The sequence below is a fragment of the Aeromonas sp. S11(2024) genome (assembly GCF_041402345.1).
GTDB classification, from domain to species: Bacteria; Pseudomonadota; Gammaproteobacteria; order Enterobacterales; family Aeromonadaceae; genus Aeromonas; species Aeromonas veronii.
In genome coordinates this window covers 42770-61791 of sequence record NZ_JBGLRC010000021.1, presented here as the reverse complement: position 1 = coordinate 61791, position 19022 = coordinate 42770, and the positions used below count along the sequence as shown (strand labels likewise).

General features: G+C 55.7%; 17 protein-coding genes and 3 tRNA genes. 8 read left to right on the top strand and 12 right to left on the bottom strand.

Annotated features, from left to right (window positions below; genetic code table 11):
• Nucleotides 1-27: 27 nt before the first annotated feature.
• From ACB040_RS15730 to ACB040_RS15720, 3 genes are read right to left on the bottom strand one after another with little or no spacing between them, the layout of a single operon-like run.
• Nucleotides 28-525 (bottom strand): hypothetical protein, encoded by a 498-nt coding sequence (locus tag ACB040_RS15730; RefSeq protein ID WP_338771228.1) that lies wholly within the window; start codon nt 523-525, stop codon nt 28-30.
• Between the two features lie 21 nt (nt 526-546).
• Nucleotides 547-1071 (bottom strand): hypothetical protein, encoded by a 525-nt coding sequence (locus tag ACB040_RS15725; RefSeq protein ID WP_338771226.1) that lies wholly within the window; start codon nt 1069-1071, stop codon nt 547-549.
• Between the two features lie 11 nt (nt 1072-1082).
• Nucleotides 1083-1301, bottom strand: coding sequence for a hypothetical protein (locus ACB040_RS15720; RefSeq protein ID WP_139428062.1), 219 nt, complete (start codon nt 1299-1301; stop codon nt 1083-1085).
• A gap of 318 nt (nt 1302-1619) precedes the next feature.
• On the opposite strand from ACB040_RS15720, the gene ACB040_RS15715 reads away from it, so the two are divergent.
• Nucleotides 1620-2105 (top strand): lecithin retinol acyltransferase family protein, encoded by a 486-nt coding sequence (locus ACB040_RS15715; RefSeq protein WP_139428063.1) that lies wholly within the window; start codon nt 1620-1622, stop codon nt 2103-2105.
• Between the two features lie 768 nt (nt 2106-2873).
• On the opposite strand, the gene ACB040_RS15710 is transcribed toward ACB040_RS15715, so the two are convergent.
• From ACB040_RS15710 to ACB040_RS15700, 3 genes are all read right to left on the bottom strand, one after another.
• Nucleotides 2874-4460, bottom strand: coding sequence for a hypothetical protein (locus tag ACB040_RS15710; RefSeq protein ID WP_338771218.1), 1587 nt, complete (start codon nt 4458-4460; stop codon nt 2874-2876).
• A gap of 742 nt (nt 4461-5202) precedes the next feature.
• A tRNA-Asn gene (locus ACB040_RS15705) sits at nt 5203-5278 on the bottom strand.
• A gap of 4 nt (nt 5279-5282) precedes the next feature.
• A tRNA-Asn gene (locus ACB040_RS15700) sits at nt 5283-5358 on the bottom strand.
• A 487-nt stretch (nt 5359-5845) separates the two neighbouring features.
• Here ACB040_RS15700 and dauA point away from each other — a divergent pair.
• The 4 genes from dauA to htpG all read left to right on the top strand — a co-directional run bounded on the left by dauA (nt 5846) and on the right by htpG (nt 10918).
• The gene (gene dauA / locus ACB040_RS15695) at nt 5846-7582 is read left to right on the top strand and encodes a C4-dicarboxylic acid transporter DauA (protein ID WP_368215923.1); all 1737 of its coding nucleotides are present in this window, start codon (nt 5846-5848) and stop codon (nt 7580-7582) included.
• Nucleotides 7583-7765: 183 nt separating this feature from the next.
• A tRNA-Ser gene (locus ACB040_RS15690) sits at nt 7766-7853 on the top strand.
• Nucleotides 7854-8225: 372 nt separating this feature from the next.
• Nucleotides 8226-8828 carry a recombination mediator RecR gene (gene recR / locus ACB040_RS15685; RefSeq protein ID WP_338771212.1) on the top strand — a complete coding sequence of 201 codons (603 nt, stop codon included), beginning with the start codon at nt 8226-8228 and terminating at the stop codon, nt 8826-8828.
• A 176-nt stretch (nt 8829-9004) separates the two neighbouring features.
• Nucleotides 9005-10918 (top strand): molecular chaperone HtpG, encoded by a 1914-nt coding sequence (gene htpG / locus ACB040_RS15680; protein WP_058058711.1) that lies wholly within the window; start codon nt 9005-9007, stop codon nt 10916-10918.
• Between the two features lie 105 nt (nt 10919-11023).
• Here the strand turns inward: htpG and ACB040_RS15675 are convergent, their stop codons facing one another.
• From ACB040_RS15675 to pspF, 6 genes are all read right to left on the bottom strand, one after another.
• A complete protein-coding gene (locus ACB040_RS15675; protein ID WP_005333681.1) occupies nt 11024-11809 on the bottom strand; it encodes an ATP-binding cassette domain-containing protein in 786 nt (261 codons plus the stop codon).
• 34 nt (nt 11810-11843) lie between these two features.
• A complete protein-coding gene (locus ACB040_RS15670) occupies nt 11844-12842 on the bottom strand; it encodes an oligopeptide/dipeptide ABC transporter ATP-binding protein (RefSeq protein ID WP_005333679.1) in 999 nt (332 codons plus the stop codon).
• Nucleotides 12842-13735 (bottom strand): ABC transporter permease subunit, encoded by an 894-nt coding sequence (locus ACB040_RS15665; protein WP_005333677.1) that lies wholly within the window; start codon nt 13733-13735, stop codon nt 12842-12844. Before ACB040_RS15665 ends, ACB040_RS15670 begins: the two co-directional genes overlap by 1 nt.
• 35 nt (nt 13736-13770) lie before the next feature.
• Nucleotides 13771-14730: an ABC transporter permease gene (locus ACB040_RS15660; protein WP_371155473.1), complete on the bottom strand. Its 960-nt coding sequence runs from the start codon at nt 14728-14730 to the stop codon at nt 13771-13773.
• Nucleotides 14731-14732: 2 nt separating this feature from the next.
• Complete coding sequence (sapA, locus tag ACB040_RS15655; RefSeq protein WP_041202111.1) at nt 14733-16328, bottom strand: ABC transporter substrate-binding protein SapA; 1596 nt, start codon at nt 16326-16328, stop codon at nt 14733-14735.
• 108 nt (nt 16329-16436) lie between these two features.
• Nucleotides 16437-17465, bottom strand: coding sequence for a phage shock protein operon transcriptional activator (pspF, locus tag ACB040_RS15650; protein ID WP_371155475.1), 1029 nt, complete (start codon nt 17463-17465; stop codon nt 16437-16439).
• A gap of 196 nt (nt 17466-17661) precedes the next feature.
• On the opposite strand from pspF, the gene pspA reads away from it, so the two are divergent.
• From pspA to pspC, 3 genes are read left to right on the top strand one after another with little or no spacing between them, the layout of a single operon-like run.
• Nucleotides 17662-18348 (top strand): phage shock protein PspA, encoded by a 687-nt coding sequence (pspA, locus tag ACB040_RS15645; protein ID WP_005361184.1) that lies wholly within the window; start codon nt 17662-17664, stop codon nt 18346-18348.
• A gap of 3 nt (nt 18349-18351) precedes the next feature.
• Nucleotides 18352-18588, top strand: a complete 237-nt coding sequence (gene pspB, locus ACB040_RS15640) for an envelope stress response membrane protein PspB (RefSeq protein ID WP_005333672.1) — start codon at nt 18352-18354, stop codon at nt 18586-18588.
• Nucleotides 18585-18989, top strand: coding sequence for an envelope stress response membrane protein PspC (gene pspC / locus ACB040_RS15635; protein WP_005333670.1), 405 nt, complete (start codon nt 18585-18587; stop codon nt 18987-18989). Before pspB ends, pspC begins: the two co-directional genes overlap by 4 nt.
• Nucleotides 18990-19022: the final 33 nt, after the last annotated feature.

Below are 19022 nucleotides of genomic sequence, written 5' to 3'. Positions count from 1 at the left end.
TGGGGGAGGGTAGGAGGCTTGAACGGGTTACTGGGCTGCGTTGGTCTCTGCTGGGAGTTTGGCCTTGAGGCTATCAAACCACTCGGTATGCTTGCCTGTGATCAGATGGCCGAACCGTACTTCAGGTGCGGCCTTGGTCAACTCCAGATGGCGCAGTACAGCAGCCAAGAACCCTGCGTTATTGCTGCTGCTCTTGAAGTTCCAGATCACCTTGAACAGACCAGAGGTAAATGCCTTATCCGGCTGTTGCTCGTTTAGCAGATCTACGACTTGCGCCAGACCGAACCACTCCTTGGAACAGAGGCCACCACCACTGCTCCCTGTCAGACGGATCAACAGTTCAGACTGTTCGGGTTCATGGCCAATCTCATAGCCCACGGTGGTAGTTGAGCCTGGTGAGAGCAGGGTGGCTACGCCACTGACCAAGACCACCTTGGCTGGTGATGCTTGTATGCCATCAAACTTGGCTGTGGCAGTCGTATTTACTTGCTGTTTGGCTGCTTGCTTATCGGTTTTGGTATTCATGCTTAGGGTCCTTCGAGATCGTTAGATAGTGGATTTCAAGTAGATAGTGGTGCCCAAATCTGGCGAGGTTTGATCTGGCTTGAGAGCAAAGGCCAGATGCTGGAATACAGGGAGTGGCGCAGACAAGGCATCAAACGGTGAGCCATAGCCAGAGAAGCGATAGGGTTCCCATGTTTCGGCTGCAGGGAGAGGCAGCCAGAACACGGCATCTTCGGCACAGTCGATCAGCTTGATAGTTCCCGCAGCTAACCGCCAGTAGTCAGCGTAGTAACCGTTGTCGTCATCCCTGACTGATTCACCAGTGTGGGATGCTATCGAGATCAAGACTTCAGGCGCTTCGCTGTGCAGGGACTTGGCCTTGAGCACGGTCGCCTCTTTGACCACGACCAGAAGCACAGGCTGATTTTCATCTGGCAGGAACTCAGGAACATACATACCGTTTGTAATGACCTCCTGCATCAGCAAGCTCAGCGTCTGCCAGCTGTAGGCATACCCATTGAGCGTTTCGTGGGATGCGTATTTCCCTTCTTGAATAAACTCATCCATGGCTGTTTCCCTTAGTCTGCTGGGCCGGTGATGTAGCCGATAGTGCCGCCAATGATGGAGCCTGCGACGGCTCCTGGGATACCGCCTCGGGCACCGATACCCGCTCCGGTGATAGCCCCCTTAATTGCTCCCTTGGTGCTGCCCTTGACCGTGAAATCGATACTGCCGTCTCTCATTGGCTTGATGCTGACTGCTGCGTATTGCTTGCTCAGAATTTGGTGAATAAACATGCCCTGTCCTTTGAATAGTGGATATGAAAAAGGCCCTGAGCGGTTAGCTCAGGGCCTGATGTTCGGGATGAACATGGTTTTAATATATGTTTGAGAAATAAGTTAGCGCGGAGCGTGGGTTTTGATGCCCCCCGAAAGCTGACACGACAAAAGGCACCACCTCATTAATATTGTTGCGACTCTCCTAGCTTTCAACGAATAAATAATCTAACGTTCCCAGAACTATTTGCGTGACTAATTTTTCTTAGTGATTTTTTATTGGTAGTCTTTTGGAGCCTCGTGTATAATGCCAAGGTTTGAGTTTTAGGAGCATTAGAAATGCTGACGTTTGGCTTTAATTTCCTTTTGAATAACCTCGGGAAATCATTTGTTGATAATGTTGTTAAGGAAAGAGTGCGTCCGAAAATTGGAAGTGTAGTCTATTGCGAGTTATTATTTGGAGCCGGAGACCATAGCGGTATCTATCTTGGTCGTGATAAAATAGCTCATCTGGATGGAGGTGGACAAATTGAAGTTGTTAGCTCTTCTGTTTTTTTAGACCGACTCGGAGGGTTTAATAGTGCAATAAGTATTTATGTTTCTTGCCGTGACAGTAGTCCCGTAGGCAATAAAAAATATGCAGAAAGGGCACGAAATCACATAGGTGTAAGTCGAGATTATAATGTGATTTTAGATAATTGTCACCAGTTTACCTCGGGTTGTATTACTGGTGATTTTGAAAATGCAGATAATTTTATGTGGATGTTAAAACACACAGCCTCAAAGTCACTTGATGTTAACAATTGGTTGGTGTGGGAGAGATAATATGGAAAGTGAAGAAAGAAAATTGGATATGTATGAAAGGTTGAGTTTTGCTATAGCGATTTTATTTTTATTCCCAGCGATTCTCCGGAGCGGAGTATTTATGGGGTGTGTCAAAGCATTTCTAGTTTTATTTATGCTTTTGTTGTTGCGGAAGCTATTTTATTGGGTTGTATCCGGGAGTGACTAGTTCAGCAATATGATGTCATTTAGTAATAGAGAATGTTTATTATATTCCGCTAACCTCGGACAATAACGACAGCTAAGCCCAGCCAAAATATCAAAGACTGGATATGCCGCAGAGCTGCTCCGGTCTTTTCCACTAACCATTCCTCCTTCCTTGCTCTTGTTGAGCGTCTTAATCGTTTAACCTGCGTTATCTCCACGCCAGATTGATCAGCTCCATTCTGAGCATGCCGATGGTGGTACCGGTCACGTCGGCGTGGCGATCCGACGCTTCGTCGGCACCGTCGCAACTTTATTGCTGTTTTTTGACAACCGAGCTCACCCTATTTCGATGGCCTGGGTTGAAGCGTGGTTCTGAGAAAGTAGGTCTATACGCAGTGTGTCCTTATGATACTCATCAGGCGTTGTTGAAGAAAAGCATGCCTGTGCAATCCGGTTATTAAAATCAGCCGATTTCGCTAATCTCCACCAGAACTGAGACAATAAAATTTACCTTTCAAGCTTACAGTTTGGACTAAATAACACCAAGTCAATGAAAACTATTTTATTCAACAACGCTGCTACATATTAAAACTACATCTGTAGTCACACCATTGAGTCTATCTTTTGTCTCAGTAATGTGTCTTTTACTGGGGCCCTTAACCGTGGCATCAAGGTTTCTGGATCACGAGCAGAACCAGAAGTATAACCTAACAGAGTTGCATATTTTGCTGCGTCACCACCCAATGATTCATAGAACCTATCAAATAAATACTCCTTATTTTCACGCTTAAACTCCTGATAGGCTCGTTTGCAAAATGCACATATATCAACATACAGAAAAATAAATAATGAACCTGCGACATATTTGGCCGCATTGAGTGATTTTTTATAGTGTTGCAACGCATAATCACCATTATTGGATGCCACCGCATGTTTAGCGAAGTTCCACTCGGATAGCCATACAGGTACTTTCACCTGTTGATGGAGCATGATATCGAACGGAAATGCCATTAAGTGTTTGCTATATGAAAATTCTAGCAAGCTTGGGAACGGTAGTTCTCCAATAAGCGACGTGTTTAATCGACGCATCCATCTAATTAACTCATGATAGCTATATATTGTATTGTTAACGACGATTGTATTGGGTTGTACATCCATATTGAGTAATAAGTCAATCTGCTCACTTAGAGGAATAAAATTATTTTCACCAGCTATTCCTGGGTAATGCCACTCTTGCAATGATGAGTTATTAGTTGGTTCTTCGAAATTTAGTTCGCGAAGATGGCACATTAGGTTATGAATTACATATGCCGAATATGCTGTGACGATAAAAGAGTCCTCATCTATATCTTCTGGAAGTAAGGATACGAGTGGTTTTATAGTTGAAAAAAAACCATTCCATTTAATTCTATTGTTTTTACTCAGACGATCGATGACTTGCTTCGATTTTGTATTGATACTATTTGCTTTTAAATCAGAATTCCAAATTTCTTCATCAGATAAAACAGCATTGTTTAGTCTAACCTCATGAAATTGATGTAGCTTTTGTAGGGATACATTACACAAGCCGATCATTGAATCAACAAAGGTTCTGAGCGGCCATTGGCATGATTTATAATCAATAAATCCGTAGCTCAATGATTCTGTGGATTTAAAAGAGGTCCTGGCCAATGATGCTATCAAATCAATTAATATGTATTTAATAAAATGTACGTATGAATTAAGTGGCATTTCTGAACTTATAGCATGCTCTCTGACAAACTCTTTATAATACATAGCTGACGAGGCATATATATTTGTGGCGAACATCGAAAGGGCTTTTTTCTCGTGTCTGTCTGAGATAACAATATCGATGTACTCTTTAAATTCCAAAAATTCATGATATGAAGAAAAGTCTTCTTTTGATAAATAATTTAAATAGTCTTGAATGGTTTTGTTTTTTAGGATTTTTTGCTGTGGTTTTGGGTAGATCTTAGTTGTCTGTGCGATTAGATCACTATGAGAACCATATTTTCCATTGCTACGCTTTATTGCATTAAATGCATCGGCTAAGGCCTTACGCCTCGCTTTCTCAGTAGCTGATACAGTAAAGCTAATATCCTTTTTCTCACTACTCCACAACCCCAAACAATCGCTAATTATTTTACTGAAATAACCTAATGTTGGCATTTTTTGATCTGTTGACGACATAACTTGTTTCCTAGGTTTGAACTAATATTAGATAATATAAAGGAATAATCACAAGTTTCGGAGTATCAAAACAGCGATTGCAGATTTCGTCAAACTGGATCGCTCACGCGAGACGCTCTATTACTCGCAAGGCTGGGCCTACATTAGCTCCATGCCTTTGAGGCTTACAAGCCAAGCATCAAAGACAAGAGGTGCGGTAAATATTTCTTGTGAAAGTTGCCGACGGTCGCGTCGACGTGACGACCCGTCACCTCGTCGGCATCGACGCGACTTTGCACAACTCCTGGCAAACTCAGCTACAGCCCAAGCGACCGGATATGCCCCAGAGGCTGCTCCGGCCTTACCGCTAACCATTCCTCTTCCCTTGTCCCTCCTGAGCGTCTCCATCTTTCAATCCGCGTTATCTGTACGCCAGAGTCGCCTGCTCCGGTCTGACCATCCCCATGGTCTCTCAGCAGAAAGACCGGAAGCTGTGACCGGAGGGGGTTTCTGGAGGTATTTACGTCAGGGGAAGGGATGACTTCTGGCTCGGTCTAGATCGTGACCCATTCACCCGCTGAGTTGACCGGATAGGGACCGGAGCCGTCGTTAGTCGAATTTGAGTTGAGAGAAAACAGGGAGAGTGGATCGTTCACTGCGAGGGGAATGTGGCAGAGCAAGCGGTGAGGGGTAGCTGGCTCAGCTTGAAACAATGGAGAGATGGATACGAAAAAGCCCAGCCAAAAGGCTGGGCTTTAGAATTTGGCTCCCTCGACAGGACTTGAACCTGTGACATACGGATTAACAGTCCGCCGTTCTACCGACTGAACTACGAGGGAAAAGTGGCTCCTCCTACTGGACTTGAACCAGTGACATACGGATTAACAGTCCGCCGTTCTACCGACTGAACTAAGGAGGAATTGCCTGTCTCGTTAAGACGGGGCGAATATTAATGACCAGGGCGGCGGGTGTCAACCCGCGAATTTCCCGAAAACCGGATTTTCGGACTGTTTGCCCAAAAGTTGCGCTTTGCGGTTTATTTTCAGCACAATCAGTCCCTTGCCGTCGTTCCCCCCAACCGGCGCAGGGGGCATTGGTTCGGTTCGCATCAACCTGATGATGACAGCATGATGTCGCGAACGTGCTGGCAACCAGATGAGGCTCAAATGGTAATCTTTGTGGCAAAAAGGGGGAGAGCAGGAGCAAAGATCGGCGATTTGGCGGCAAATAGGCCAAATAATGGGTGAGCGCGCGTTTCATTGATCCTGCCCATCGAAAAAATGGCCGGTCTGGAGTAAGGTTACGCAGGATACCATCGCCGCGTCGACAGCCCTGCCGGCCCTTGATGATGATCGGGCGCCGGATCTCTCCGGCCTTTATCTCCCTCTTCTGGTATTACGATATACATGCACAAGCAAGCCTCTTTAAATAGCGTGAAGCTCGCCATAGCCTTACGCCAGTCCTGTATTGATGAACCCTACAGCATGGCCCGCTTCGGCCGTGATCTTATCGCCGGTGTGACGGTGGGCATCATCGCCATCCCGCTCGCCATGGCACTGGCCATCGCCAGCGGTGTACCGCCGCAACACGGTCTCTATACCGCCATCATTGCCGGTATCGTGATCGCCGTGACCGGTGGTTCCCGTTACTCCATCTCCGGCCCGACCGCTGCCTTTGTAGTGATCCTCTACCCGGTCGCCCAGCAGTTCGGGGTTGGCGGTCTGTTGATGGCGACGCTTATCTCAGGCCTCTTTCTGGTGGCGATGGGGATGGCCCGTCTTGGCCGCCTTATCGAGTACATTCCCCCGTCAGTGACGCTGGGCTTTACCGGTGGTATCGCCATCGTGATCGCCACCTTGCAGATCAAGGACTTCTTTGGCCTAAGCGTGCCCGAGATGCCGGAAACCTATCTGGGCAAGGTCGAAGCGCTGGCCGCCGCCCTGCCAAGCTTGCAGTGGGGCGATACCCTGGTGGGGGTCGCAACACTGGCCGTGCTGCTGCTCTGGCCACGCCTGCGTCTGCCTGTGCCCGGCCACCTGCCTGCGGTGCTGGTCGGAGTAGGTCTGGGTTTTGGCCTCCATTACTTTGGGGTGGATGTGGCCACCATCGGCAGCAAGTTCAGCTATACCCTGGCTGATGGCACCCAGGGGATGGGGATCCCGCCCATCGCGCCGACCCTGGTGATGCCCTGGGCCTTGCCCGGACCGGATGGCTTGCCAGTTGAATGGAACCTGGCGGCTGTTGAGCGGCTGCTGCCTGCCGCCTTCTCCATGGCGATGCTGGGGGCGATCGAATCGCTGCTCTGCGCCGTGGTGCTCGATGGGATGACCGGTCGCAAACACAGCTCCAACGCCGAGCTGGTGGGGCAGGGGCTTGGCAACATCTTCGCCCCCTTCTTTGGCGGCATTACCGCTACCGCTGCCATCGCCCGCTCTGCCGCCAACGTGCGTGCCGGCGCTACGTCCCCCATCTCGGGGATCGTCCATGCGCTGGTGGTGCTGGCCGCCATTCTGGTGCTGGCCCCCTGGCTCTCCTGGTTGCCGCTCTCGGCCATGGCTGCCTTGCTGCTCATCGTGGCCTGGAACATGAGTGAAGCGCACAAGGTGGTGGAGCTGATCCGTCGCGCCCCCAAATCCGATGTGCTGGTGCTGCTGGTCTGCCTGTCGCTCACCGTCATTTTCGACATGGTCATCGCCATTACTTTCGGGGTGATCCTGGCATCCCTGCTCTTTATGCGCGAAATCGCCAAGATGACCAAACTGCACGATTTGGCCGAGCACAAGCGCTATGCCCATGAGGTGCCGAACAATGGCCTGCTCTACAAGATCAACGGCCCGCTCTTCTTCGCAGCGGCCGAACGGGTCTTTGCCGAGCTGGAATCACAAGTGAAAGGGCACAAGGTGCTGGTGTTGCAGATGGAGGCGGTTTCCATCCTCGATGCGGGCGGCCTGTCTGCCTTCCTCCACTTTGGCAAGCAGATGGCTAAAGCCGGTGTCGAGTTGCGGGTGGCCGAGTTGCAGTTCCAACCGCTCAAGACCCTGGCACGCGCCAAGGTACGGCCGCAGCCCGGCAAGCTGGAATTTTACGGCTCGCTGGAAGAGGCGCTCAAAGGTGAACATTTGCACGAAGCGGCAGTAAATTGATTGAAAGGGATACGAAACGGCATATTTTTGGTCACTTGGTTCGGATATTGAGCAAACGAACGCAAAAAGTAAAAAATTGCATTGACCAAAAGCCATCGTATCCCTTACATTACGCCCCGTCGCCGCGGCATGGTCCGCCAGTGAATGTGCAGCTCAAGCACATAAAGCAGTGAGCAAAAATTTGGTGAGGTGTCCGAGTGGCTGAAGGAGCACGCCTGGAAAGTGTGTATACGGCAACGTATCGAGGGTTCGAATCCCTCCCTCACCGCCAAATTGCAAAAACCGACCTGATGGTCGGTTTTTTGTTTTTAAGCGCCATCCTGATGTAGGTGCCAGCAGTGCGGAGCGAAAAGCCCCGCTTGGTTTGTCCTGTGTCGCGGCTCGTCTTAAAAAATGGCAATGCAGAATAGTCGGTGATTTGCTGCTGCGAATTTAACGCTCACACCACATGCACTGCCAGATTGAAAAGCCCTGATGTTTCCATCAGGGCTTTTTGCTATCCGCGTTTTTGCGAGCACTGTGGGCAAGCCGATGGCGATGGGCGGCGGGCTCGGGTATAGTCCTGCGCCAATGGCGTTATCCTGTTTTGCTGACCCGTCGTGGCCCTGGTGGTGGCGAGGGGCAGGCCCGTGTAAGGAGTGTTATGAAGTTCAGTCCCCTGCTCGATGAGATGATGAAAGCCCTGCAGGTATTGCCGGGGGTGGGGCCCAAGTCTGCCCAGCGGATGGCCTTTACCCTGCTCGAGCGTGAGCGCAGCGGCGGCTTGCGGTTGGCCCAGCTGCTCTCTCGCGCCCTGACCGAGATTGGTCACTGCAGCCACTGCCGCACCTTTACCGAGAACGACCGCTGCGATATCTGCGCCAATCCCAAGCGGGAAGAGAATGGCCTGCTCTGCGTGGTGGAGAGCCCGGCGGACGTGGCGGCCATCGAGCAGACCGGTCAGTTTTCCGGTCGTTACTTTGTGCTGATGGGCCATCTGTCGCCGCTGGACGGCATAGGCCCGGAGGAGCTGGGGCTCGATATTCTCGAGCGCCGTCTAAAGGAAGAGTACATCAGTGAGCTGATCCTCGCTACCAATCCCACCATCGAGGGGGATGCCACCGCCTGGTATATCGCCGACATGGCCCACACCGCCGGGGTAGAGGTGAGCCGCATCGCCCACGGCGTGCCGGTGGGGGGCGAGCTGGAGCTGGTGGATGGCACTACGCTCTCCCACTCCCTGATGGGGCGCCAGCGCTTGAAATAGCAAGGTGCCAGCCAGTTGCCCCGCATTAATAGCGGTAGCGCTGGGCAATAAATAGCCGTTTGAGCGGGTTTGAAGGGGCGAGTGAGCGGGATTGCACACTCGCCCCTTGATATTTGATTGGCCGTCCCCATTTAGGTTGGGCATATGTTCAACCTGATGTTTCTGAGGATTGGTCCATGACCCAAAGTGTTCATGCCGAAACCCACGGCTTTCAGACTGAAGTCAAACAACTGCTGAGCCTGATGGCTCACAGCCTCTACTCCAACAAAGAAGTATTCCTGCGCGAGCTGATCTCCAACGCCTCCGATGCGGCGGACAAGCTGCGCTTCAAGGCGCTTTCCGATGCCTCTTTGTTCGAAAACGACGGCCAGTTGCGTGTGCGTCTGGTGGTGGACAAAGAGAAGCGTACCCTGACCATCTCCGATAACGGGATCGGTATGACCCGTGATCAGGTGATTGAGCACCTGGGGACCATCGCCAAGTCCGGCACCGCAGAATTCTTCAAAAACCTCTCCGGCGATCAGGGCAAGGATTCTCAGCTGATCGGTCAGTTCGGGGTCGGTTTCTACTCCGCCTTTATCGTGGCCGACAAGGTGACCGTGGTCTCCCGTGCCGCCGGTACTGCTCCGGAGCAGGGCGTACAGTGGGAATCGGAAGGGGAAGGCTCCTTCACCGTCGCTGATGTGACCAAAGAGGGTCGCGGTACCGATGTCATCCTGCACCTGCGTGCCGAAGAGGACGAGTTCCTCGATGACTGGCGTCTGCGCTCCGTGGTGGGCAAATATTCCGATCACATCAGCGTACCGGTCGAGATGTTCAAAGAGGGCACCCCGGATCGGGAAGAGGATGGCGAGACCATCGTCGGCACCCCGGGCGAGTGGGAGCAGGTCAACCGCGCCACGGCACTGTGGACCCGCAACCCGAAAGATATCAAGGACGAGGAGTATCAGGAGTTCTACAAGCACGTTGCCCACGACTTTGAAGATCCGCTGCTGTGGGGTCACAACCGGGTGGAAGGGGCGCAGGAGTACACCAGCCTGCTCTACGTACCGGCCCGCGCACCGTTCGACCTCTACAACCGCGAGCAGAAGCACGGTCTGAAGCTCTACGTGCAGCGCGTCTTCATCATGGATGACGCCGAGCAGTTTATGCCGACCTACCTGCGCTTCGTCAAAGGGGTGCTGGACTCCAACGATCTGCCGCTCAACGTTAGCCGTGAAATCCTGCAGGACAACAAGGTGACCGCCTCCCTGCGCAAGGCTTGCTCCAAGCGCGTGCTGACCATGCTCTCCAAGCTGGCGAAAGACGATGCCGAGAAGTACGCCAAATTCTGGAAAGAGTTCGGTAACGTGCTCAAAGAGGGCCCTGCCGAGGATTACGCCAACCGCGAAGAGATCGCCAAGCTCCTGCGCTTTGCCAGCACCGCTGGCGAGGGCGAAGCCCAAACTGTCTCTCTTGAGGATTACGTTGGCCGCATGAAGGAAGGCCAGCAGAAGATCTACTACATCACTGCTGACTCCTATGCCGCTGCCAAGAACAGCCCGCACCTCGAGATCTTCCGCAAGAAGGGTGTCGAAGTGCTGCTGATGTGGGAGCGCGTGGACGAGTGGCTGATGAGCCACCTGACCGAGTTCGACGGCAAGCAGCTTATCTCCGTCACCCGTGGCGAACTGGATCTCGGCGATCTGGAAGACGAAGCTTCCAAGCAGGCGCAGGAAGAGGCCGAGAAGGCCAACGCCGGTCTGGTTGAGCGGGTCAAGAAGAGCCTGGGTGATGCAGTGAAAGAGGTGCGTGTCACTCACCGTCTGACCGACTCCCCCTCCTGCATCGTCACTGACGCTTATGGCATGAGCACCCAGATGATCAAGCTGATGCGCGCGGCCGGCCAGCCGGTACCGGAGCAGAAGTACATTCTGGAGCTCAACCCTGACCATGCGCTGGTGAAGAAACTCGACACCATTGAAGACGAGGCACTGTTCGGTGAGTGGGTCACCCTGCTGCACGAACAGGCCCAGCTGGCCGAGCAGGGCGGGCTGAACGATCCGGCGAGCTTCGTCTCCCGTATCAACCGTCTGCTGCTGCAAGCCTAAGCAGCAACGCCGGTAACAGAAAGCCCACTGCATGCAGTGGGCTTTTTTGATCCCGCCGTGTGAGCTCGGCGAAACACAGCTGTGAGGGAGGTGGCCAGCGCCTCTCTATTTGCGGTATTCGTTGTTGTAGTTCTGGATGAGACGGCGAGTCACCTCATGCTGGGGATCGGCAAACACCTTGAGAGTCTTGCCGCGCTCCACCACCCGCCCTTCGTGCATTACCAGCACCTCGTCACTGATATGGCTGACGATGCCCAGATCGTTGGCGACCAGCACATAGCTGAGCCCCATGGTCTCCTGCATCTCCAGCAGCAGGTTGATGATCTGGGAGCGCACCGAGATATCCAGGGTGGAGAGCGCCTCATCGGCCACCACGATCTTGGGGTTGAGGATCAGTGCCCGCGCCAGCGCCACCCGCTGCTGCTGACCGGAGGAGAGCATCTGCGGATAGAAGAGGGCGTGATCCGGCAGCATCCCCACCATACGCAGGGTCTGCACCACCTTCTCGCGGCGCTCCTCCTCGGTCATCTCGGTGTTGAGACGCAGCGGGGTTTCCAGGATCTGGCCGACCCGGATCTTGCGGTTCAGCGAGGTGTTGGGATCCTGAAAAATCATCCGCAGCAGTTTGCAGCGAGTCTGGTAATCGCCGTGCACCATCAGCTGGCCGTCGATGGCGATGTCGCCGCTGGTGGGTTCGATCATGCCAGCCAGAATGCGGGCGAGGGTGCTCTTGCCGGAGCCAGCTTCGCCGACGATGGCGAGGGTCTGACCCACTTCGAGATCGAACGAGAGGGGCTTGATCGCCTCCACCGCCTGACGACGGAACAGACCGGTGCGGTTCTGGTAGGTTTTGCTAAGGCCTCTGACCTGCAACAGGGATGGCTCGATCACAAGCGGGGCTCCTTCATGGGGGCATTAACGGTCATCATTTTTTTGGCTCCTCCATGTTCAGCGGGAAGTGACAGCTGAACTGATGGCCCTTGATCTTGTTCATCAGGGGGGTCTGCACGCACTGCTTCTGGGCGTAGGGGCAGCGCGGCCCCAGACGGCAACCGATGGGCAGGTGTTGCAGCGGCGGGATGACGCCGGGCAGGGTTTCGAGGCGCGACTTGTGGCGCACCAGCTTGTCAAAGTCGGGGATCGATTTGAGCAGGGCATCGGTATAGGGGTGATGCGGGGTCTCGAGGATCTGCTCCCGGGTGCCCACTTCCACCATCTGGCCGCAGTACATCACGTTGATGGTGTCGGTCAGGTTGGCGATGGCGGCGATATCGTTACTGATGATCAGGATGGTGGTATTGCCCAGCTTGTTCATCTTGTCCAGCAGTCGCAGGATCTGGGAGTGGGTGGTGGACTCCATGGCGCTGGTGGGCTCGTCGGCTACCAGCAGACGCGGCTGGTTGGCTATCGCCATGGCGATCATCACCTTCTGGCACATGCCATCCGACAGCTCGTGGGGATAGGCGCGCATCACCTTGCGGTGATCCTTGACGCCTACCCGGTGCAGCAGGGCGATGGCCTTCTTCTTGCGCCACTGGAAGCGCTGCCAGAATTGTCCCTCGAACGAATCGGTCGGGATCGCCTCTTCCAGCTGGGTGCCGATCTCCTCGGAGGGGTCGAGACAGCTGATGGGGTCCTGGAAGATCATGGCGATCTCGCGACCCATGATGCGACGGCGCTCCTTGGGGGCCATGGTCAGCAGATCCATGTCGTTGAAGCGCATCCGGTCGGCACGAACCGTCCAGTTGTCCTTCTCGATACCGACGATCACCTTGGCGATCAGACTTTTACCGGAGCCGGATTCACCCACCAGACCGCGGATCTCCCCCTCGGTCAGGGTCAGGCTCACCTTGTCCACCGCCTTGACCTTGCCTTGCGGGGTGTCGATCTCGATGGTGAGATTGCGAATATCGAGCAGCGGCATCAGTCATTCCCCTCTTTGAGTGCTTCACGAATGCCTTCACCAACTAAATTGGTCACCAGCACGCTGAACAGGATGGCGATGCCGGGCAGGGTGACGGTCCATGGGGCGAGATAGATAAGGTCGCTCGAATCGGCCAGCATGGTGCCCCACTCCGGTTGGGGAGATTGGGCGCCGAGGCCAAGAAAACCGACTGCCGAGATATCGAGAATGGCCGCCGACAAGGTGCGGGTGGTCTGGGCCACCAGGGTCTCGACAATGTTGGGCAAAATAGCCAGCCGCATGATCCGGAAGGGAGGCGAGCCATCGAGGCGGCTGGCGGTGATGTACTCCTTCTGCATCTCGGCATGTACTGCGTTGTAGGTGGCCCGGATAAAGGGCGGGATCAACGCCAAGGTAATGGCTATCAGGGTATTGCCAAAACCCGGCCCCATGATGGCAACCATGATGATGGCCATCAGCAGGGAGGGGATGGAGAGCAGGGTATCGAGCAGGTGGTGCAGCACGCTCGATTTAAGTCCCTTGCTCATGCCGCCGAGGATACCGATGGCGGAGCCCACCACCATGGCGATCACCACCACGACCAGCGCATAGCCGAAAGTGAGACGTGCCCCCACCACCAGCCGGGAGAGCATGTCGCGCCCCAGATCGTCGGTGCCGAGGAAGTAGTCGATGTTGCCGGTCGCCGCCCAGGAGGGGGCCAGCAGCAGCTTGTCGGTGTGCTGTTCATCGATGCCGTAGGGGACGACCAGCGGCCCCACCAGCGTGATGAGCAGCAACAGCAAAAAGCACCATAGCCCTGCCATCGCCAGCGGATTGCGGCTGTAGGAGGCCCACGTCTGCTCAAGGGGCGAGAGGATCTTGAGCTCGGGATAGATGTTCGATTTATCTTGCATAGGATACCTGGCTCCTGGTCACGCCATGAGCGCGTTCAATCTTGTTTGGCATACAACTCTTTGCGCCGTGCCGGATAGATAAGGGTGGTCAGCAACTCGGTGCTGACGCTGGTCAGGATCACGAAACTGGCCACCACCAGGGTCGCGCCGCGAATGGCGGCGTAATCCTGCAGGGCGATGCTGCTGATGAGCCAGCGGCCGATCCCGTGCCACTCGAATACCACCTCGGTGATCATGGCGGAGGTGAGCACGCTACCCAGTTGCAGACCCAGCAGCGGCAGTACCGGCGGCAGGGCGTTCTTCAGACCATGGCGCCAGACGATCTGCGCCTTGGAAAGGCCCCGGCTCGCCGCCGCCTTGATGTAGTTCTGCTTCATTACGTCGATGAGGGAACTGCGCACATGGCGGATCACCTCGGTAGTGGGCACCACCGCCAGCACCAGTGACGGAAGGATCAGGTGGCGCAGGGCATCGTGCAGTGCCGCTTGCCGCCAGGGTTCGTTGCTGAGTAGCACATCGATCACCGCAATGTCCGTGATGGGGGGGACGTCGTAGAGCAGGCTGATCTGCCCGGAGGCTGGCAACCAGCCGAGATCCAGCGAAAAGAGCATCACCACCAGCAGCGCCAGCCAGAACACCGGCACCGCATAGCCGATAAGACCGGCAGTCATGATGGAGAGATCCAGCGTCTTGCCCTGGGACAGGGCCGCCAGGGTTCCGAGAGGGATCCCCACCAGCAGTGAGATGGCGAACGCCGCCAGACAGAGGATCAGGGTCGCCGGGAAGTAGTGGCGGATCTCGTCCAGCACCGGCAGCCCGGAGACGCTGGAGAGCCCCAGGTCGCCTGCGAAAATGCGGCGCAGGAAGTCGGGATAGCCGCTCCAGAAGCTGAGCTGATGGCCGATCAGCCGATAGTCCAGCAGGTAGGCGACAAAGGTCAGCGCCAGCAGAGTGATAAGCAGCAGGTTGATGCGGCGCAAGGTGTATAGAAGCATGCTTACTCCCTGTGAGCCTGGTTGAAGGAGGTGCCGCCAAAGGGCATCAGCGTCAGCCCCTCGATGTCGCTGCGGCTGACCTGGGTACGCAAGGCGTGCGCCAGCGGGATCAGCGGCAGCTGTTCGTTAAGCAGGGTCTGGGCATAGTAGTAGTTGCGCAGCCGGAACGAGAGCTGGGGCGTGGTGACCGCATCATCCAGCAACTGATCGAAGGCCGGGCTACACCAGCGGCTGTAGTTGTTGCCGCGTTCCACTGCCGAGCAGCTCAGCAGCTGGCGGAAGAAGTTGTCCGGGTCAGCGTTGTCGGCAATCCAGCCGGAGAGCAGGCTGTCGTACTGCCCCTTGGTGAGGCGGCCTTCGATCACCGGCCACTCCCGTTGCACGATCTTGAGCTTGATCCCGACCTTTGCCAGATCGCTGCGGATCAGCTGGGCGGTCTTGACCGCATCCGGGTTGTAGGGGCGGGCGTCCGGTTGCACCAGCACCTGCATCTCGAACCCTTTTTCCAGCCCCGCCTCCTTGAGCAGCTGGCGCGCCCGTTTCAGGTCGGGTTTGCGCTCGGGCAGGCTGGGGTTGTACCCCCATGAGAGGGTCGGCAGCAGGCTGTTGGCGGGCAGACCAGTATCGAAATAGACCGCCTGCAACAGGTTGTCGATATTGATGGCGCTGGCAATGGCCTGACGCACCTTGACGTTGTTGAACGGCGGCTTGCGGGTATTGAGGGCCAAAAAGGCGACGTTCATCCCCGACTGGACCGAGAGACTGAGCGCCGGATTTTGCTTGATCACCGAGAGCTGACTGGCGGAAGGGGTGCTCATTACGTCGCACTCGCCGGTCAGCAGCTTGGCCAGCCGTTTGGCGGATTTGGGGGTAATGTCGTAGACCAGCTGTTCAATCTTGGCATCACCGCCCCAGTAGCCGGGATGGCGCAGATAGCGAATGAACTCGTTGTGGCGATACTCCTTGAAGCTGAACGGTCCGGTGCCGATAGGGCGGCTATCGAGCAGGGCTGGGGTGCCCGCCTGCAACATCTGCTCGGCGTATTCGGCGGAGAGGATCACCGCATAGTCGCTGGCCAGAGTGGCGAGGAAGGAGGCGTTCGGCTGGTTCAGCTCGAACACTACCGTCTGCGGCCCCTTCTTGCTCACCCGCTTGATCAGCAGATCTTGCCCCAGGCTGTAGAAGTAGGGGTAATCGCCGCCGGACACATTGTGATAGGGGTGCTGCTCGTCAAGCTGGCGGGCATAGGTGAAGACCACGTCATCGGCATTGAAAGTGCGGGTGGGCTTGAACCAGGGGGTATGGTGAAACGTCACCCCCTTGCGCAGGGTCAGGGTATAGGTGAGGCCATCCTCGCTGACATGCCAGTTGGTGGCGAGCGCCGGCTCCAGCGCCAGGGTATTGGGGTTCACCTCCAGCAGGCGGTCGTAGAGCGGACGGGCACTGGCATCCAGTGTCACCCCGGAGTTGGAAACATGGGGATTGAAGGAGAGGGGGGATCCCTCAGCACAATAGATGAGTCCGGTTTTGGAGGCCTCGGGTTGCTTCTGGCAGCCGGTGACCAGCACCAGCAGACCCAGCAGCAAGGGTGTGAGCATTCTCATTGTTGAACCATGTTCTTATAGGGGTTTTGTACGCACGTTTTGATACAAATGTGCCAGCGCGAAGGCTGGCGTGTTGCTGGAGTCGGCATCAACCGCGCTCCTTCACTCTTGTTCTGCATCGTTATCGCCATCCAGCAGCTGATATTTGCGTAGCATGCCACGGAACTGGTGATAGCTTAAGGCCAGCAGTTGAGCGGCTTTGCGCTGATTATACTGGGATTGCTGCATCGCTTGCTTGAGTAAATTAATCTCGAACTCCGCCACCGCCTGCTTGAGATCGAGCGGCAGGGCGAGGGGGGATGCAGATTGTACCTCGCTTCGGGCCTCTTGCGCAGGTTGCGTGACCTGTGGTCGCCAGGGGGAATCAAACGGGTTGAGCACCAGGGTCGAGAGCGGCAGCTGGGGATTGCCCTGACGATAGATGCTGCGCTCCACCACGTTCTTCAGCTCTCTCACATTGCCCGGCCAGTGGTAATCCAGCAGCAACTGGGTCGCCTTGCGCGAGAAACCGGCAAACAGCGGATAGCCCAGCTCCCGGGTCATGCTGTGGGCGAAGTGCTCCGCCAGCATCAGGATATCTTCCCGCCGCTCCCGCAAGGGGGGGAGGGTGATCACATCAAACGCGAGCCGGTCGAGCAGATCGTGGCGAAACTGCCCCTTGTCGGCCAGCGCAGGGAGATCCTCGTTGGTGGCGCAGACCAGCCGCACATCCACCTTGAGGGGCTTGGCCCCGCCCACCCGCTCGAACTCGCCATACTCGATGACCCGCAGCAGCTTCTCCTGCACCCGGGCGCTGGTGGTGGCCAGCTCGTCGAGGAAGAGGGTGCCGCCATCGGCCCGCTCGAAGCGGCCCTGATGGCGCTTGGCCGCGCCGGTAAACGATCCCGCTTCGTGACCGAACAGCTCGGTCTCCAGCAGGCCCTCGCTCAGGGTGGCGCAGTTGATGGTGACAAAGCTTTGATCCCAGCGCGCCGAGAGATAATGTAGGCGGTGGGCGATCAGCTCCTTGCCCGTCCCCCGCTCACCGATGATCAGCACGGGTTTGCGCAGCGGGGCGAGCCGTGAGGCCTGCTCAATGATCTCGAGAAATGCGTTGGATTCCCCCAGCAGGCTTTCCGTGGCCGTGGTCATAGTGATCCCTGTCAGTTGTAAAAGCTGGTCAATCTTACCAAAAGTTGGTGATTTTAATCATCACTTGCGCGAGGCATCTTGCAATCCGGCTATTCTGCCCCATATAAATCAACAAGTTAAATTTTGTTCCAGATTGGCACACAAGTTGCCATTGTCAATGGAGAAACAACGCCATGCCAATAACAGGAGTGCAATCATGAGTATTTTTTCCCGTCTGGCCGACATCATCAATTCCAACCTGACGGCCCTGCTCGACAAGGCAGAAGATCCCCAGAAGATGGTGCGCCTGATCATCCAGGAGATGGAGGACGAGCTGGTCAAGGAGCGTTCCAATCTGGCCCGCTTCCTCGCCAGCCAGAAAGAGATTGGTCGTCAGGTCGCCCGTCATCAGGAGCGGGTCGACGAGTGGCAGGCCAAGGCCGAGCTGGCCCTTACCAAGGGACGTGAAGATCTGGCCCGCGCCGCCCTGATCGAGAAGAAGAAACAGACCGAGTTGTCAGAGACCCTCTACCGCGAGCAGCAGGCGGTCGACAGCGGCATCGAGAAGCTGGGTGAAGAGATCCGCCAGCTCGAAGCCAAGCTGGAAGATGCCCGCGCCCGTCAAAAGGCGATGGCCATTCGCACCGAAGCGGCCAGCAGCCGTCTCAATGTGCAGAGCCAGGTAGCCCGTGGCGAGAGCCAGGCGGTGGTGAGCAAGTTTGAGCGGATGGAGCGTCGCATCGACGAAATGGAAGCGCGCGCCGATCTGGGACAGTCCGACAAGGCGCTGGCGCAGCAGTTTGCCGAGCTGGAAGTGGACGATCAGATAAGCCGCGAGTTGGAAGCCATGCGCCAGAAGCTGGGTCAGGGCGACAGCAAAAGCGAAGGCAAACAGGGGGAGTAACAGATGGAAGATCTGCTGGGCGTATTGATGGTTCCCATGGTGGTCTTCATGGTGGTGGTGGCTCCCATCTGGCTGGTGCTGCACTATCGTGCCAAGGGGCGGATTGGCGCCGGTCTTGCCGATAGCGAGCGGGAACAGCTGCAAGGGCTGCTGGCTCGCACCGAGAAGATGCAGGAGCGAGTGGGCGCGCTGGAGTCGATTCTGGATGCGGAAGTACCCGGTTGGAGGAACAAGGTATGAGCAGTGTCAGTCGTGAAGGGCGTAACCTCTATCGCGATCCCCAGCGTGGCAAGATAGCCGGGATCTGTGCCGGTTTGGCTGAGTATTTCGGGGTGGAGACCTGGATCGTGCGGCTGCTCGCCATCAGTGGCCTTATCTTCGCCGGTTTCATCACCTTCACCGCCTATATCGCCGCCTGGTTCCTGCTCGACAAAAAGCCGGTCACCCTCTATTCGCAAGAGGATGCCGACTTTGCTGAGGTGCGGATGAAAGCGCGCAGCTGGCAGGCGGGGATCACCCCTCATCAGGCGCTGGGCCGCATCGCGCAGGAACTTGACGCGCTGGAGCCCAGAGTTCAGCGGATCGAGAAGCTGGTAACCTCCAGGGAGTTCACCCTGCAGCGGGAATTTCGCAAGCTGTAGTGCTTGCTGAAGCCCCCATGTCGATGGCGGCGC

Excerpts from the sequence above, each read along its gene's own strand:
- ACB040_RS15730 (WP_338771228.1), bottom strand. The coding sequence starts at position 525 with ATGAATACCAAAACCGATAAGCAAGCAGCCAAACAGCAAGTAAATACG.
- ACB040_RS15725 (WP_338771226.1), bottom strand. The coding sequence starts at position 1,071 with ATGGATGAGTTTATTCAAGAAGGGAAATACGCATCCCACGAAACGCTC.
- ACB040_RS15720 (WP_139428062.1), bottom strand. The coding sequence starts at position 1,301 with ATGTTTATTCACCAAATTCTGAGCAAGCAATACGCAGCAGTCAGCATC.
- ACB040_RS15715 (WP_139428063.1), top strand. The coding sequence starts at position 1,620 with ATGCTGACGTTTGGCTTTAATTTCCTTTTGAATAACCTCGGGAAATCA.
- ACB040_RS15710 (WP_338771218.1), bottom strand. The coding sequence starts at position 4,460 with ATGTCGTCAACAGATCAAAAAATGCCAACATTAGGTTATTTCAGTAAA.
- dauA (WP_368215923.1), top strand. The coding sequence starts at position 5,846 with ATGCACAAGCAAGCCTCTTTAAATAGCGTGAAGCTCGCCATAGCCTTA.
- recR (WP_338771212.1), top strand. The coding sequence starts at position 8,226 with ATGAAGTTCAGTCCCCTGCTCGATGAGATGATGAAAGCCCTGCAGGTA.
- htpG (WP_058058711.1), top strand. The coding sequence starts at position 9,005 with ATGACCCAAAGTGTTCATGCCGAAACCCACGGCTTTCAGACTGAAGTC.
- ACB040_RS15670 (WP_005333679.1), bottom strand. The coding sequence starts at position 12,842 with ATGCCGCTGCTCGATATTCGCAATCTCACCATCGAGATCGACACCCCG.
- ACB040_RS15665 (WP_005333677.1), bottom strand. The coding sequence starts at position 13,735 with ATGCAAGATAAATCGAACATCTATCCCGAGCTCAAGATCCTCTCGCCC.
- ACB040_RS15660 (WP_371155473.1), bottom strand. The coding sequence starts at position 14,730 with ATGCTTCTATACACCTTGCGCCGCATCAACCTGCTGCTTATCACTCTG.
- sapA (WP_041202111.1), bottom strand. The coding sequence starts at position 16,328 with ATGCTCACACCCTTGCTGCTGGGTCTGCTGGTGCTGGTCACCGGCTGC.
- pspF (WP_371155475.1), bottom strand. The coding sequence starts at position 17,465 with ATGACCACGGCCACGGAAAGCCTGCTGGGGGAATCCAACGCATTTCTC.
- pspA (WP_005361184.1), top strand. The coding sequence starts at position 17,662 with ATGAGTATTTTTTCCCGTCTGGCCGACATCATCAATTCCAACCTGACG.
- pspB (WP_005333672.1), top strand. The coding sequence starts at position 18,352 with ATGGAAGATCTGCTGGGCGTATTGATGGTTCCCATGGTGGTCTTCATG.
- pspC (WP_005333670.1), top strand. The coding sequence starts at position 18,585 with ATGAGCAGTGTCAGTCGTGAAGGGCGTAACCTCTATCGCGATCCCCAG.